11 protein-coding genes are annotated in these 15,204 nt (G+C 47.2%); 3 read left to right on the forward strand and 8 right to left on the reverse strand.

The features are described from left to right. Positions 1 to 97 precede the first annotated feature (97 nt). Positions 98 to 1,294 carry a 3-phenylpropionate MFS transporter gene (locus MSG38_RS19065; RefSeq protein WP_248402411.1) on the forward strand — a complete coding sequence of 399 codons (1,197 nt, stop codon included), beginning with the start codon at positions 98 to 100 and terminating at the stop codon, positions 1,292 to 1,294. 118 nt (positions 1,295 to 1,412) lie between these two features. After that, on the forward strand, positions 1,413 to 4,844 hold the full coding sequence (locus MSG38_RS19070) for a PAS domain-containing hybrid sensor histidine kinase/response regulator (RefSeq protein ID WP_061039573.1): 3,432 nt from the start codon (positions 1,413 to 1,415) through the stop codon (positions 4,842 to 4,844). A gap of 85 nt (positions 4,845 to 4,929) precedes the next feature. On the opposite strand, the gene MSG38_RS19075 is transcribed toward MSG38_RS19070, so the two are convergent. The 4 genes from MSG38_RS19075 to MSG38_RS19090 all read right to left on the reverse strand — a co-directional run bounded on the left by MSG38_RS19075 (position 4,930) and on the right by MSG38_RS19090 (position 8,894). Next, the gene (locus MSG38_RS19075; protein ID WP_248402412.1) at positions 4,930 to 6,315 is read right to left on the reverse strand and encodes a class II fumarate hydratase; all 1,386 of its coding nucleotides are present in this window, start codon (positions 6,313 to 6,315) and stop codon (positions 4,930 to 4,932) included. Between the two features lie 12 nt (positions 6,316 to 6,327). After that, on the reverse strand, positions 6,328 to 6,714 hold the full coding sequence (locus MSG38_RS19080) for a hypothetical protein (protein WP_081090254.1): 387 nt from the start codon (positions 6,712 to 6,714) through the stop codon (positions 6,328 to 6,330). Positions 6,715 to 6,913: 199 nt separating this feature from the next. Then, entirely contained in the window at positions 6,914 to 8,617 is a 1,704-nt protein-coding gene (locus MSG38_RS19085; RefSeq protein WP_065677172.1) for a sodium:solute symporter family protein, read from the reverse strand. Between the two features lie 10 nt (positions 8,618 to 8,627). Then, positions 8,628 to 8,894 (reverse strand): DUF4212 domain-containing protein, encoded by a 267-nt coding sequence (locus MSG38_RS19090; protein ID WP_010435433.1) that lies wholly within the window; start codon positions 8,892 to 8,894, stop codon positions 8,628 to 8,630. A 413-nt stretch (positions 8,895 to 9,307) separates the two neighbouring features. On the opposite strand from MSG38_RS19090, the gene MSG38_RS19095 reads away from it, so the two are divergent. After that, positions 9,308 to 11,059, forward strand: a complete 1,752-nt coding sequence (locus tag MSG38_RS19095; protein WP_048612387.1) for a potassium/proton antiporter — start codon at positions 9,308 to 9,310, stop codon at positions 11,057 to 11,059. Here the strand turns inward: MSG38_RS19095 and MSG38_RS19100 are convergent. From MSG38_RS19100 to pyrI, 4 genes are all read right to left on the reverse strand, one after another. Further along, a complete protein-coding gene (locus MSG38_RS19100; RefSeq protein ID WP_048605445.1) occupies positions 11,056 to 11,685 on the reverse strand; it encodes a response regulator transcription factor in 630 nt (209 codons plus the stop codon). The genes MSG38_RS19095 and MSG38_RS19100 overlap by 4 nt on opposite strands. A gap of 212 nt (positions 11,686 to 11,897) precedes the next feature. Continuing rightward, complete coding sequence (locus MSG38_RS19105) at positions 11,898 to 13,745, reverse strand: protein-disulfide reductase DsbD (RefSeq protein WP_248402413.1); 1,848 nt, start codon at positions 13,743 to 13,745, stop codon at positions 11,898 to 11,900. Positions 13,746 to 13,920: 175 nt separating this feature from the next. Continuing rightward, positions 13,921 to 14,409 carry an arginine repressor gene (locus tag MSG38_RS19110; protein ID WP_017063664.1) on the reverse strand — a complete coding sequence of 163 codons (489 nt, stop codon included), beginning with the start codon at positions 14,407 to 14,409 and terminating at the stop codon, positions 13,921 to 13,923. A gap of 327 nt (positions 14,410 to 14,736) precedes the next feature. After that, positions 14,737 to 15,201 carry an aspartate carbamoyltransferase regulatory subunit gene (pyrI, locus tag MSG38_RS19115; protein ID WP_048605441.1) on the reverse strand — a complete coding sequence of 155 codons (465 nt, stop codon included), beginning with the start codon at positions 15,199 to 15,201 and terminating at the stop codon, positions 14,737 to 14,739. Positions 15,202 to 15,204 lie beyond the last annotated feature (3 nt).

Raw genomic sequence — 15,204 nt, forward strand, 5'->3', positions numbered from 1 at the left:
ATATGGGAATACTATCCCAATAATAATTCCCTTTTTCATCGTATGCGAGATAGGCATAATTGGTGTTGCCTTTTTCCGCACACTTTATAGGTCATTTATGTTTAGCCCTTCACCCTATGGCTGGATCTCTCAGTATTTTCTTGGTTTCTTTTTTGCGTATGGCGTGTATTTGCCATTTTGGGCGTTGTGGTTTGAAGACCAAGGCGTGTCTGCTGGTGATATTGGCGTATTGATTGGTATCGGCTTTGCGACTCGTTGTGTGGCCAACTTAGTGATTACGCCGCGTATCCATAAAGTGGAACACTTGATGCCAGCGCTACGCTGTTTGAGTTTCGCTGCGCTGCTGTTTGTCGGCTTCCACTTCTTCACTGGTGGCAGTTTTGTACTGATGTTGTTGGCAACGGTACTGTTTAACCTCTGTTGTGGGCCGATCATTCCTCTTTCTGATGCGATGGCTAACCATTACAGTCGTTTGAAAATGCTCGACTACGGCCGAACTCGCCTTTGGGGTTCAATTGCCTTTATCGCAGGTTCAACGGTTGTTGGCTATTTGGTGGCACAATTTGGCACCGACATGATTTTGTATACTGCACTTGCGGGCATGTTGTTGTCATTGATTCTGGCGATGAGAAATCCTAACGTGATGCCAGTAACGCAATCTGAGCAACAAGCGGCGCGACCAAAACTAGGTGAACTGCTGCGTGAGTCGTCAGTGGTAAAATTTTTAGCCTTGATGGCGCTGCTGCAAGGTAGTCATGCGGCTTACTACAGTTTTAGTGCGATTTATTGGAAAGAAGCGGGTCACTCAGAAGCGATCATCGGTTACTTGTGGAGTTTAGGTGTTGTTGCTGAAGTGGCCGTATTTGCTCTGAGCAAGCGATTATTCTCAGGTTGGTCACTGCGTACTTTGTTTGTCGTCGCGGCTATTGGGGTGATGGCGCGTTGGGGTATTACCGCATCAACGACAGCGATTTTCGCATTGGTTATGGTGCAGTTGCTGCACGGTGTGACCTTTGCTATGGCACACATCGCCGCGATTCAATACATCCAATCTGAAGAACAAAACAAGATGGTTGCGCTACAAGCCCTGTATAACGCGATTCCATTGGGTGCCTTTATTGCACTGATGACCACCTTAAGTGGCTGGGGTTATGAGCTTTGGGGCGCAAATATCTTCTGGGGTATGGCTGCAATGGGTGCACTTGCTCTGTTCATCAAGTTGGATGAAAGAAGTTCAGTGATTGAGATTAATCAATCAGATTCGGAACAGTCAGAATCTCACAGCAAATGCTGATAATTAGAGTCTAAAGCACAGAATTTAAGCGATGCGATTGAGTTAATCACCCATCCTTAGTTAAATGAAACCTCTCCCTTATGGAGAGGTTTTTTTATGGATGAAAAAAGGGTTTTCAATGCAAGGATGGATAGTAATTCCAGTCTCTTTAGCCTACTTGGGCGTGTTATTTCTGATCGCTTGGTATGGAGACAGGCAGGTTCGTTGGCTATCGCGTTGGCGTCCGTGGATCTATAGCCTTTCGATTGCCGTGTATTGTACCTCTTGGACCTTCTATGGAACGGTCGGGCAGGCGAGCAATAACCCTTGGTCTTTTTTACCCATTTATCTCGCCCCGATTCTGGTCTTTACACTAGGCTGGCGGATCTTGGCGCGGCTGATCCTGATTGCGAAGCGGGAGCACATCACCTCCATTGCCGACTTTATCGCGGCTCGTTACGGAAAATCTCAGGGCTTAGCTGTGGCGGTGACGGTTATCGCCGTGGTCGGTATCCTTCCTTATATCGCTCTGCAACTGCGTGGTATTACCATGGGGTTGGATATTGTTGCGCCCAACCTAGCGGCTGACTTCGGTTATCAGGACTATCACGTCTCTTGGTTTGTGGTCGGTGCTTTGGCCATTTTTACTATGTTGTTTGGTACTAGGCATATCGATAACACAGAACATCACCGTGGCATGATGATGGCGGTGGCGTTTGAATCCATCGTTAAGCTCGCGGCATTCCTGATCGTTGGCCTGTTCATCATGTATCTGGCGATGAGCAGCGACAAAATCGACCTGCTTGATGTGGCGGCTTCCACCTACGAATCACCCAATATTCCGACCTTAATTATTCATACCGTTTTGACCATGTTGGCGATTGTCTGTTTGCCACGCCAGTTCCATACCATGGTGGTAGAGAACGAACGTCCTCAAGACCTTCATACCGCTCGCTGGTTGTTTCCGCTTTACCTGATTTTGATGGGACTGTTCGTGCTACCAATTGCTTGGGCAGGACAAGGGCTACTTACTGGCATGCCTGCGGATACCTACGTGATCAGTGTGCCAATGGCAGAAGGCGCTAATCACATTGCTTTGCTGGCTTTCCTTGGTGGTACTTCGGCTGCGAGCGGCATGGTAATTGTTTCGACCATCGCCTTGGCGATCATGGTGTCGAACGATTTAGTAATGCCACTGTTACTGCGCCGTATGCGCCTAACCCAAAGAACCCATCGACACTTTTCTGGCCTGTTATTGGTGATTCGCCGTGGGCTAATTTTACTGCTGTTATTGGGTGCTTGGCTGTTTTATCAGGCGCTCGATACCATTCACTCTCTGTCAGCGATTGGCTTTCTTTCTTTTGCCGCGATTGCTCAATTCGCGCCCGCACTTATTGGTGGTTTGTACTGGCGCCCGGGTAACCGCAAGGGCGTGTATGTCGGCTTAATGGTGGGCTCGTTGATTTGGCTGATTACCTTGATGAGCCAAACCAGTATGTTGGCAGGCGACAGTGAAAGTAACCTTTTACTGTGGATTATTACGCCGCCAGAGTTGCTCAGCAGTTGGGATATCAGCAGCTCAAACTGGGGAATTGTGCTGAGTATTGTGCTCAATACCTTGTGCTATGCCGTGGTTTCGATGACGACCAGACCAAGCTTAAGTGAGCGCTTACAATCAGCGGCATTTGTTGGTACGCCACTGCCTGAAAACGAGAATATCAGCCTCTATCAGAACCGTGTGACAGTCGCTGAATTAGAGATGTTGGCGTCGCGTTTTGTGGGTCGTAAGCGTGCCAAAAGTGCCTTACACAGCTATTGGCAACAACACGGGCAACCGCTGCTTCCCAATCAACAAGCGCCTGCCAGTTTGATTCGACACGCAGAGCGCGTACTCGCCGGAGTATTCGGTGCTTCGTCTGCTAAGTTAGTGCTCACTTCCGCTTTGCAAGGAAGAAACATGCAGCTTGAAGAAGTCGCGACCATCGTGGATGAAGCTTCGGAACTGTACGACTTCAGCCGTGGTTTACTGCAAGGCGCGATTGAACATATTGGCCAAGGCATTGCCGTGATCGATAAACAGATGAGGCTGGTGGCGTGGAATCAACGTTACTTAGAGCTGTTTGAATTTCCTGCGGGTTTGATTCAGGTTGGGCGACCCATTTCCGATGTGATTCGCCATAATGCCGAACAGGGTTTGTGTGGTCCGGGTGACCCAGAAGATCACGTTCGTCGCCGTGTTTATCACCTTGAGCAAGGCACTCGACACACCTCTTCTCGTATTCGTCCTGATGGCCGAGTAATTGAGGTGCAAGGTAACCCAATGCCAAGTGGTGGTTTTGTGATGAGCTTTACCGACATCACTGTATTCCGACAAGCAGAGCAAGCCCTAAAAGATGCCAATGAAAGCTTGGAATCGAGAGTGCATGAGCGAACTCAAGAGCTCGAAAAACTCAATCATCGCTTGGTAAAAGCCACGCAGATTTCGGATCAAGAATCACAATCTAAGAGTCGTTTTCTAGCCGCGGTCAGCCACGATTTGATGCAGCCACTCAATGCCGCACGTCTATTTGCTTCGTCACTTTCTGAGGTAGCAAAAGAGCAAGAGGTGAAGCAATTATCATCTCACATCGAGAGTGCACTTGGCGCCGCAGAAGATTTGATTGGTGACTTGTTGGATATCTCTCGATTGGAGTCCGGAAAGTTAGAAACCAACATTCACGCGATTGCCGTGCACGATGTGCTAACCAACTTAAATGCGGAATTTAGTGCCTTAGCGAGACAACAGAAAATTGAGTTTAAGATGATTCCATCGTCATTGTTCATTCACTCTGACCCTAAGCTGTTAAGGCGTGTGATTCAGAACTTTTTGACCAATGCGTTCCGCTATAACCCGGAAGGGAAAGTGGTACTGGGTGCGAGAAGAGTGAATGGACAGGTTCGAATCGATGTGTGGGATAACGGAACCGGTATCGATGAAGACAAGCAACAAGAGATCTTTGAAGAGTTTACTCGTGGCAGCCAAGTGCGAGCCGATCAAGGATTGGGGTTAGGGCTGGCTATCTCGAAAGGTATTGCTCATGTGCTTGGCCATCAAATTTCGATGCGCTCATGGCCGGGCCAAGGCAGTGTCTTTTCTATCACCTTAGCTCGAGCGGAAAAAGTGGCTCCAGTTGTGCAAGCTTCGACGCCAATGGCGACCAGTGACATCGAACATCTGAAGATATTGTGTGTCGACAATGAACGAGAAATCTTAGTCGGCATGGAAAACCTGATTGGCCGCTGGGGCTGTGAGGTTAAGACGGCGGTTGATCTGGTCGAAAGTTTGCAGTGCCTAGATGAAGGTTGGCTGCCAGATGTCATTTTCTCAGATTACCGTTTGGATAATGGCAGAACGGGTCTCGAAGTATTACAGCAGTGTCGCTTGCGCCTTGGAGATTCTTTTGAAGGGGTCATCATCAGTGCCGATAGAACCGATGACATGTTGGCAGCGATAAAGGCCAACAGCTTTAGCTTTATTGCCAAGCCAGTGAAGCCACTCAAGTTAAGAGCGGTCTTGAATCGGGTGAGTTAGTTTAATTAACTCTTAGAGATTAAAAAGGCCTCAGGTGAGGCCTTTTTTGTTTCTGTGGATGACTATTCGCTTGTTAATTCAATAACTAACCCGCAATGCCACCCTGTGTCAGTGTGGTTGGATCAAGCAGCTTGCTGAGCTCTTCTCGGCTAAGATCGGTTTCTCTTTCTGCTACATCCAGAATTGGTAGGCCTTCTTTATAAGCTTTCTTGGCAATATCAGCCGCCTTTAAGTAGCCAATCACAGGGTTAAGTGCGGTCACTAGAATTGGGTTCTTTGACAGTGCCAAATCAAGATTGTCTTGGCGTACCGTGAAGGTCGCGATGGCTTTGTCCGCTAAAGCGACTGAGCTATTTGCCAACAGCTCAATGCTTTCTAGAACGTTATGAGCAATCACTGGCAGCATCACATTCAGTTGGAAGTTACCTGATTGTCCAGCTACGGTAATGGTGGTGTCGTTGCCAATGACTTGCGCCGCCGCCATAGCCGCTGCTTCTGGAATTACAGGGTTTACTTTTCCAGGCATGATAGATGAGCCTGGTTGTAGCGCCTGTAATTCAATTTCCCCTAAGCCAGCCAACGGACCAGAGTTCATCCAGCGAAGATCGTTTGAGATCTTCATGATCGCAACTGCTGCAGTTTTGAGCTGACCAGAGAGCGCAACGATCGCGTCTTGACTGCTGAGGTTAAAAAAGAAGTTTTCACTCGAGCTAAAACTGATCTTTGTCGATTGAGACAGGTTACTCGCAAACTTATCGGCAAAGCGTGGGTCAGCATTGATCCCTGTTCCAACCGCAGTGCCACCTTGTGCTAAAGCCTTGATAGCGGGCAGGGTGTTCTCTATTGCTTGCTTAGCGTGTTCTATCTGAAATTTCCAACCACCTAGCTCTTGAGCAAAGGTCATTGGCATCGCATCCATTAGATGGGTGCGACCTGTCTTCACGACCTCCGCAAGTTCCTGCTGTTTGATAGTGAGTGCTTCAGAAAGGTGAGTTAATGCAGGTAACAACTTGTTTTCTGCCATCAAAGCAATGCTCACTTGAATTGCTGTTGGCACCACATCGTTACTGCTTTGGCCCATGTTGACGTGATCATTGGGGTTCACGTCGCCTTGTAAGCTTCTTGAGGCAAGCGTAGCAATCACTTCGTTGGCATTCATGTTGGAGCTGGTACCAGAACCGGTTTGGTAAACATCGATCGGGAATTGATCGAGGTGTTTGCCCTCAATGATCTCTTGGCTGGCTTCGGCTATCGCATTGGCAATATCACCCTCCAGTAGACCCAACTGAGCATTGGTATCTGCCGCTGCCTGTTTAATTAACGCCAGTGCTTGAATAAAACTGGTCGGCATCTTGTGCGAGCTAAACGCGAAGTTATCCGCTGCACGCTGAGTTTGTGCTTGGTATAGCGCATCGGCAGGGACTTTCACTTCGCCCATGCTGTCTTTTTCAATCCGAAATTGTAGGGTCATGTTCTATCCTTGTTAGCCAAGTGGGGCTTGGACTTGTTGTAGTGTTTGGCTGAGATTCAAAAAACGCGCTTGGCCTTGAGGTTGCTGGCAGTAGTGGCGCTTCAAATAAAATAGTGGTGAGTGAATAGAGTCTAGGCAGATATGACGAAAGGCGAAACTGCGCTCAGGCGACTCAATCGCTTCAATCAAATGAAAGAAAACTTGGCGTAGATACAGCTCGCACAACAAGATGTTTTCTTGAGCGGCATGCTTTTCATAGTAAGCCGAAAGCGTGAGTGCACATTCGATATACTCTCGAATTACAAACGGCTCATGGCCTTGAACTTGTTCTAATGAAGCAAAGCGATCCTGTGCTTTGTAAAACCTCGAATAGAGAACCTGCTGCTCTTTCATCATCATCTGGATCTCTTTATTGGATGTTAATGATAATTATTATCAAATGAGATTTTAAAAACAACCCTTTGTTTCTCTTTTTATAAAGTGAGCAGAAAAAGAAAAAGCCGATACATAAAGTATCGGCTTTCTGGAGTCAGTACCTAATCCCTACAATGTAAGCACTGATTCATTTTTTGCTAAACATCTTTGTTAGTGGTTGTGCTTAGTGGTCGTGAGCTTCACCTGCACCTTTCGGGTAACGGATGTTCTCAACCATCTCTTGTACATCTTCTGGAACTTCAGCGGTCACTTTGTTCACTGCAATTGATACTACAAAGTTTAGACACATACCTAGCGTACCGATGCCCTCTGGGCTGATACCAAACCACCAGTTTTCAGGTGTGCTTGCTGCTGGGTTAATGAACTTGAAGTAGATGATGTAGCTTGCTGTGAAGGCAATACCTGACAACATACCTGCAATTGCGCCTTCCTTGTTCATCTTCTTGTAGAAGATACCTAGGATAATCGCTGGGAAGAAGGATGCTGCGGCTAAGCCGAAGGCAAAAGCTACTACCTGTGCTACGAAGCCTGGTGGGTTAATCCCCAAGTAACCTGCACCTACAATCGCGACCATAGCTGCCAAACGAGCGGCTAACAGCTCCTGCTTGTCGGTCATGTTTGGTCTGAAGCCTTTCTTCAACAAGTCATGTGAAATCGACGTCGAGATTACCAGTAGCAGACCTGCGGCAGTTGATAGTGCGGCTGCTAGGCCACCGGCTGCAAGCAGTGCTACAACCCAGTTTGGTAGTTTCGCTAGCTCTGGAGAAGCCAATACGATGATGTCACGGTTAATCTTCATCTCGTTGCGTTCATCGCCCGAGTAGAACATTTTTCCATCGCCGTTCTTATCTTCCCAACCTACTAGGCCAGTGCTTTCCCAGTTTTTGTACCAGCTTGGTGCGTCTGCTGCTGCGACACCTTGCATGTCAGGGCCGTTGATTGTTTCGATCATGTTTACACGAGCGAATGCTGCAACACCTGGTGCTGTTGTGTATAGCAATGAGATGAACAGTAGAGCCCAACCCGCTGAGATACGAGCATCACGTACTTTTGGTACAGTGAAGAAACGAATGATCACGTGTGGAAGACCTGCTGTACCGACCATTAGAGCCGCACAGATAAAGAATACATCCACCATGCTCTTGTTACCTTCGGTATAGGCGGTAAATCCGAGTTCTTCGGTGAGTCCATCCAGTTTATCAAGTAAGTAAACATCCGTACCTGATAACGTAGAGCCCATACCAACTTGTGGAAGTGGGTTACCTGTCATCATGATTGAGGTAAAGATTGCTGGAACAAGGAAGGCGAAAATGAGGACACAGAATTGAGCTACCTGCGTATAAGTGATGCCTTTCATGCCACCAAGCACTGCGTAGAAGAACACAATACCCATACCAATGATGATGCCTAGGTTAATGTCGACTTCTAGGAAACGAGAGAATACAACGCCTACACCACGCATCTGACCTGCAACGTACGTAAACGATACGAAGATTGCACAGAATACCGCTACCATACGGGCTGTTTTCGAGTAGTAACGCTCACCGATAAAATCAGGAACCGTAAACTGACCGAACTTACGTAGGTAAGGTGCTAAACATAGCGCAAGTAGTACATAACCACCTGTCCAACCCATTAGGTAAACCGCACCGTCGTAACCAACGAATGAGATGATACCTGCCATTGAGATGAATGACGCTGCCGACATCCAGTCAGCGGCAGTCGCCATGCCGTTTGCCACTGGGTGTACGCCACCGCCAGCAACGTAGAACTCACTCGTAGACCCTGCACGAGCCCAGATTGCGATGCCGATATATACCGCGAAAGTAATACCGACGAGAATAAACGTCCAAGTTTGAATATCCATGTTCTAGCCTCTAGTCTTCCTGTACGTTGTATTTTTTGTCGAGCGCATTCATGCGAACAACGTAAATAAATATCAGCGCCACGAAGGTGTATATCGAACCTTGCTGAGCGAACCAAAATCCTAGCTTGAACCCGCCAAACTGAACGGTATTGAGGGCATCCACAAATAAGATGCCAGCGCCGTAAGACACTGCAAACCAAACCGCGAGCAGTGTTCCCATAATTCCCAAGTTTTCCTTCCAGTAGGCTTGAGCATGTTCCGTAGATTCGAACGCCATTGCCTTCTCCTTTATTCCGTTTTCGTAGAAACCGTTTTTGTAAATGGTTGTGTTAACGCAATGTTACGATTTAGAATGTAGCAAGGATAAGTAAAGGGATCTGTGCAACTTTAGTCGGGACACTATTAGCGCTAATTCACTGAAATATGGGCGTTGGAAGACATAACCATAGAAAAATGTGATGTTACAATGTTGTTAAATTAGCCTAAGGTCTAACAAAAGCGCATGAATTAGTATGCGAGTCATAAAATTTAACAACTAAATGACCGAGAAACGGTATTTAGTCCTGCATATGACACGAAGCGAAACATAAGTTTGTTATAGTATCAGCGGCACTTTTACCGACCGCGCCTTGCTTAACGGCAGAAGATCAACATGCTTAAAGCTCGGGTTTTATTCTTTGGGGGGACGAATTGGACGCAATAACTATTAACCACTTATTTTTAACTGGTGCGGTGCTCATCGCTATCAGTGTGCTTTTTTCGCAAGTGTCCTCTCGCTTGGGCGTTCCTATTCTTTTGATCTTCCTTTTCGTTGGCATGCTAGCCGGTGAAGATGGACCCGGTGGCATTAATTTTGATGATTACTCACTCACTTACTTGGTGAGTAACCTTGCGCTTGCTGTGATCTTGCTTGATGGCGGTATGCGAACCAAGGTCGCGAGTTTTAAGGTCGCTTTTTGGCCGTCTCTCTCGCTCGCGACAATAGGCGTGGCATGTACCGCGACTCTCACTGGTTTAATGGCCGCGTGGCTGTTCGATTTGTCATTGATGCAGGGCATCTTGGTTGGCGCGATTGTGGGCTCGACCGATGCGGCTGCGGTATTTTCTTTGCTGAAAGGGCAGAGCCTCAATGAGCGTGTTGGCTCAACCCTAGAAATTGAATCAGGCACCAACGACCCAATGGCGGTGTTCCTAACGGTGACCTTAATTGCGCTGCTGGGCACGCCTGATGCTGAAATGGGGATGAACTTCCTACTGAAAAGCTTTGCGATGCAGTTTGGTATCGGCACCCTTGTCGGCATTGGCGGTGGTTGGCTTCTATGGAGTCTTATCAATCGAGTGCAACTGGCTGACGGCCTTTACTCTATTTTGGTGCTCAGTGGTGGTGTGGCGCTGTTTGCGTTCTCTAACATGCTTGGCGGCAGCGGTATCTTATCGATCTACCTTGTAGGCCTGTTCATTGGTAACCGTCCGACGCGCTCTCGACACTCTATTCTTAATGTTCTTGATGGCATGACGTGGCTAAGCCAGATCGTGATGTTCTTGGTGCTGGGTTTATTGGTGACGCCATCAACGTTGATGGACATTGCTCTGCCTGCGCTAGCACTGGCTTTCGGTATGATTTTGTTTGCTCGTCCGCTGTCGGTTTGGTTGGGTTTACTGCCGTTCAGAAGCTTTACCACCAAAGAACGCTGGTTTGTTTCTTGGGTAGGTTTGCGTGGTGCAGTACCAATCATCTTAGCGGTATTCCCGATGATGGCTGGCCTGCCCAATGCTCAGCTGTATTTCAATATCGCCTTCTTCGTGGTTATGGTTTCGCTGATTGTTCAAGGTGGTAGCTTGATGAAAGTTGCAAGACTCGCTCAAGTGACTTTACCACCGACGCCAACGCCGATTTCTCGTACTGGTATGGAAATTTATCCGACCAGTGAGTGGGAGATGTTTGTTTACAAATTGAAAGACGAGAAGTGGTGTGTCGGCGAGCCGCTTAAACGCTTATCTATGCCAGAAGGGACGCGCATTACGGCACTGTTTCGACAAGATGCCATGCTTCACCCATCAGGCAGTACCGTGTTAGAGGCGAACGATATCTTATGCGTGCTTGGTCAAGACAAAGATTTGGACAGCTTAAGTTCGTTGTTCAGTGAGGCGCCTCTAGCAGAAGAAGCTGCACGATTCTTTGGTGACTTCTTCTTGGATGTTGAGCTATCAGTTGCGGCAGTGAGTGATTGTTATGGTATTGAACTTGGCTCGGAAGAAGAGCGAGAAATGACGCTAAAACAATTGGTTGCTCAAGAGCTTGGCGCACACTCTGTATTGGGCGATAGCTTCGAGTGGCATGACATCACTTGGGTCGTTGCAGAGATAGATGATCATAAAGTCGTCAGGTTGGGCTTATGTTTACCGAAGACGACTTTAGAAGAGGATATCAGTGAAGCTTAATTGTGGACTTCTTGTAGCAAGATAACCGCTTGAGTACGATTTTTCACATCCAGTTTACGGAAGATGGCCGTCATATGTGCTTTGATGGTCGCTTCCGAAACATTCAATTCATACGCGATTTGCTTGTTAAGCAAGCCGTCAGAAAGCATCCCTAATACCTTGTACTGCTGAGGCGTCAGTGTGGAAATCTTTTCCGCAAGGTCGCTACACGCTGCATTATTGGTGATAAGCCCTTCAGGGAAGAACGGATCGCCATTCAGCACTTGATTCAGTGCACTCACCAACTCACGCATATCACTCGACTTAGGAATAAAGCCAAAGGCACCGTGGCTCTTCACCTGAGTGACCACGCTGGCATCTTCACTGGCAGAGACCACCACTATCGGTAAGTCTGGGTATTCAGCGCGCAGTTGAATTAAGCCTGACATGCCGTTTGCACCCGGCATTTTCAGATCGAGCAGTAATAGATCCGGCTCGTCTTCCTTCTTTAGCAGAGTCAGTAAGGCATCGAGAGAATCGGCCTCAAGCAGGTTCGCACCACTGATCGCCATATGAACTGACTGAAACAGGGCGTTGCGAAAGAGAGGGTGGTCATCAGCAATGATGATGGTATAGGTCGAGTCCATGACGTTCATACTTTTAACAATTTAGTTAATATTTATTATCATCCTGATTGAGTATGTGGACAATATCTATGCATTAAAAGTCTGAACCATATCGACTTTTATCCCCGGATTAAGAAAGCGTTACTCTGAATAGCAAAAAAGCCGCACTGCCATCTCGTTACGGAGAGGCGGTACGGCTTTCGATTCGGCTTATATTTTAGTGAATATTGCCGTTATAGCTGGTGGTTTTGCATGTGTTCTAAGAATACATCGGCAGGCATAAAACCGGTTACACGAGCATTTGGAACATGGTTACCCTCGCCATCCCAGAACTCAATCGTCGGTAAACCAAGTACCTGTAATTGTTTAAGCAGTTCAATGTCTTGAGGCATGTTTCTCGTTACATCGGCTTGTAGCAGTACGAAGTCAGAAAGCTTGTTTTCCACATCAGCTTGATGGAAGGTGTACTTCTCGAATTCTTTACACGCCACACACCAATCGGCGTAGAAGTCGAGCATCACAGGCTTACCGAGTTTCTTCGCTTCGATGAGCTGGATTTCTAACTCTTCAACCGTGTTGATGCGCGCAAATTGGATGTGCTGTTCTACCGTTACGCTCTTTTCTGCAAACCAGTAATTGAGTGCAGGTTGAGCTGATGCGAACAGGCCAAGCATCGCAATGATGCCCACAGCGCTTTGCTTCCAGCCACCAAATGGCAGTGCATTCTTGCTGTGGTAAAGCCAACCAAAGGCGATGAAGCCAAGGCCAGACCAAAGCACGGTTGCCCACAATTCAGGAATGATTCGCTCTAGCAGGAAGATAGGCGCGGCAAGCAAGATAAAGCCGAATACGATCTTCACCTTGTCCATCCAGCTGCCCGCTTTAGGCAATAGCTTATTACCAAACACTGCCACCAAAATCAGTGGGATACCCATACCCATCGCTAACGCGTACAGAGCAATCGCACCGGTAAATAGGTCGCCACTCTGAGCCACATACAGCAGCGCACCTGACAGTGGCGCCGTGGTACAAGGTGAACACACCAAGCCAGAGATAGCACCCATCGCGAACACGCCCAAGGTATTGCCACCTTGCTGCTTATTGCTTTGATTGTTGAGCCAAGTTTGAATACTGCTTGGCAGTTGCAGGTTATAAACGCCAAACATCGACATTGCTAACGCCACGAACAGAACACTCAGCGCGATCAGCACGTAAGGGTGCTGCATAGCGGCTTGGAACTGCATGCCTGCTGAAGCAACCACTAAACCTAATAAGGTGTAGGTTAACGCCATGCCTTGTACGTAAATAAAGGACAGCATCAGCGCGCGACCTTGGCTGAGCTTGCCACCACCTAAAACGATACCCGTTAGAATCGGATACATAGGCAGTACACACGGCGTAAAGGCTAAACCAACACCGAGTGCTAAGAATAATAGAGGGGTCCACCAACTGTCACCGAGCTTATCGGCTAAGCCTGCTTCTTTTGAAACAGGGGCATTTGGCTGTTGAGTCGTGTTACTTACAACGTCTGCTTTCGGAGACGTTGGTTGCGTAGAAACATCGGTCTCGTTGCTAGCAGAAGATGAAGCTTGTGAGTCACTACCTTGCGAATTAGCAGAACCTGTTGCTGTGAAAGGTTCAATGTCGATGACACGAATCTCTGGTGGGTAGCAGAACCCTGCGTCCGCACAGCCTTGATACTTAACGATCAGCTGTGAGCCATCTTGGTAACTCTGTAGAGGAACTTGCACGAATAACGGCTGAGTATAAATGCTCACTTCACCGAAGAATTCATCTTGGTGTGGCTTACCATCTTCTAATTCAACATTACCGATAGCGAGATTTTGCCCGGTGAACGAGAGGCTATGTTGATAGAGGTAGTAGCCCTCTTTTACTTGCCAGTCGAGAAGGACTTTGCCGTCTTGCTGGTAGTAATTGAAAGGGAAAGCTTGGTCTACAGGGACAAAACCATTGTTATTGCCTCCGAAGCTTGGCTCGGCGTTGTCGTTTCCAAATAGCGCCCACGCAGGCTGGGTGAATAGGGAAACACAAACAAAAAGTAATGTGGCAAGTCGTCGCATACTATTTAGTCATCAAAATGGAGTTGAAGGTATCTTAACTCAATCAGACCGTAATAGTTTGCTATTAGTTTCATCGGCAAACAAATATCCCCTAAGGCGGGATAGCGATTTTATTGGGTAACCGAGAGTGGATCTGTAGTTCAACTTGAGTTGCTTGCGCTTGCCAAAGAGACATTTAGGCAACACCCAAGCGTGCTTTTACGACTTGTTCGCAAGCATCAATATTCATCGTATCTTTTGGAATGATGAGCACAGTATCATTGCCGCCAACGGTGCCGATAATCTCGGTGTGTGGGTCGATATCAACTAATCTTGCGACTAATTGCGCACAACCTGGATGAGTTTTTACGATGACCATCGCTTGGTTATGAGTGATGAATTCGATTTGCGATGAGATGGATGCATCGACACGAACCGGTGCACTTTCAACCGTGATGCAGTAAACCTTTTTACCACAAGCATTCTGAATTTTTACCACGCCAAGCTGTGACAAAATACGAGATACGGTCGATTGGCTGATACCTGTATAGCCAATATCGACGAGTTTCTCTCGCAGTTGATTTTGGGTCGAGAAGCTTTGTTGTTGTAGTAAGCGTTTGCACGCTGCAGTCAGTGTTTTATCTTCAGCTGAATACAAGCAACCGTGCTCAGTGATTGGGTTCATGAACAACTCCTTAAGGTCAACATGTGGTTATCGCTTGTCCATAGCGCCGAGCGTACTCCCAAAGCCGTAGAGTACGATTGTTAAATAGGGCTTACCGATGAATCCCGAAATAAAGAGGGAAGGTATGCGTGATGTATGATCGTCTATCCATTGAGTCTACCACTAAAGGATAGTTATCTTTTTGAAGGGGATCACCAAATAAAATTCTAGTTAATTGCTTCTATTTTGGAGTTTTATTCTTTTGTTAAATGGATATTTATTCCAAGTTTGGCATAAATATCCATCGGTATTAGGGTGCTTTGGAGACCGTGATAATGGCGCTAAGGGTTAGCGAATTTCACTCATGATCTCGCGAGAGAATACTTTTTCACAGTAGTGACATTTTAGCTGCACGTTTTCCTGTTTTAGCTGCACTTTAAAGCTGCTTTCTACTGGCTCTCCGTGTGAAATACAGTTGCTATTCGGGCAAGAGTAGACACTGTTGATTTGGTCTGGCAGCACTAATGTTAGCTTGTTCACCACCTTGTACTCTTCAATCTGATTGACCGTCGCTTGCGGGGCGTACAGAGCCAATTGGTTGGCTTGTTCCTTAGTCAAAAAGATGTTCTCAATCTTGATTAGGTCTTTGTGTCCCAGCGCTGATGATGGCAGATTTAATCCCATCGTGATGCGCTGCTCGGTCTTGTGCAATTTAAACAACTTGAGGATTTTGATCCCAAGGTGAGCAGGGATGTGGTCAATGACGCTGCCGTTACGAATAGCTTCTACTTGTAGCTGAGTTTGTTTAACCATGAC

Source organism: Vibrio sp. 1CM24A, from assembly GCF_023161725.1.
Classification (GTDB): domain Bacteria; phylum Pseudomonadota; class Gammaproteobacteria; order Enterobacterales; family Vibrionaceae; genus Vibrio; species Vibrio coralliirubri.

What these genes read in the sequence shown, in the direction of transcription:
- MSG38_RS19065 (WP_248402411.1), top strand. Translation starts at nt 98, where the DNA reads ATGTTTAGCCCTTCACCCTATGGCTGGATCTCTCAGTATTTTCTTGGT.
- MSG38_RS19070 (WP_061039573.1), top strand. Translation starts at nt 1,413, where the DNA reads ATGCAAGGATGGATAGTAATTCCAGTCTCTTTAGCCTACTTGGGCGTG.
- MSG38_RS19075 (WP_248402412.1), bottom strand. Translation starts at nt 6,315, where the DNA reads ATGACCCTACAATTTCGGATTGAAAAAGACAGCATGGGCGAAGTGAAA.
- MSG38_RS19080 (WP_081090254.1), bottom strand. Translation starts at nt 6,714, where the DNA reads ATGATGATGAAAGAGCAGCAGGTTCTCTATTCGAGGTTTTACAAAGCA.
- MSG38_RS19085 (WP_065677172.1), bottom strand. Translation starts at nt 8,617, where the DNA reads ATGGATATTCAAACTTGGACGTTTATTCTCGTCGGTATTACTTTCGCG.
- MSG38_RS19090 (WP_010435433.1), bottom strand. Translation starts at nt 8,894, where the DNA reads ATGGCGTTCGAATCTACGGAACATGCTCAAGCCTACTGGAAGGAAAAC.
- MSG38_RS19100 (WP_048605445.1), bottom strand. Translation starts at nt 11,685, where the DNA reads ATGGACTCGACCTATACCATCATCATTGCTGATGACCACCCTCTCTTT.
- MSG38_RS19105 (WP_248402413.1), bottom strand. Translation starts at nt 13,745, where the DNA reads ATGCGACGACTTGCCACATTACTTTTTGTTTGTGTTTCCCTATTCACC.
- MSG38_RS19110 (WP_017063664.1), bottom strand. Translation starts at nt 14,409, where the DNA reads ATGAACCCAATCACTGAGCACGGTTGCTTGTATTCAGCTGAAGATAAA.
- pyrI (WP_048605441.1), bottom strand. Translation starts at nt 15,201, where the DNA reads ATGGTTAAACAAACTCAGCTACAAGTAGAAGCTATTCGTAACGGCAGC.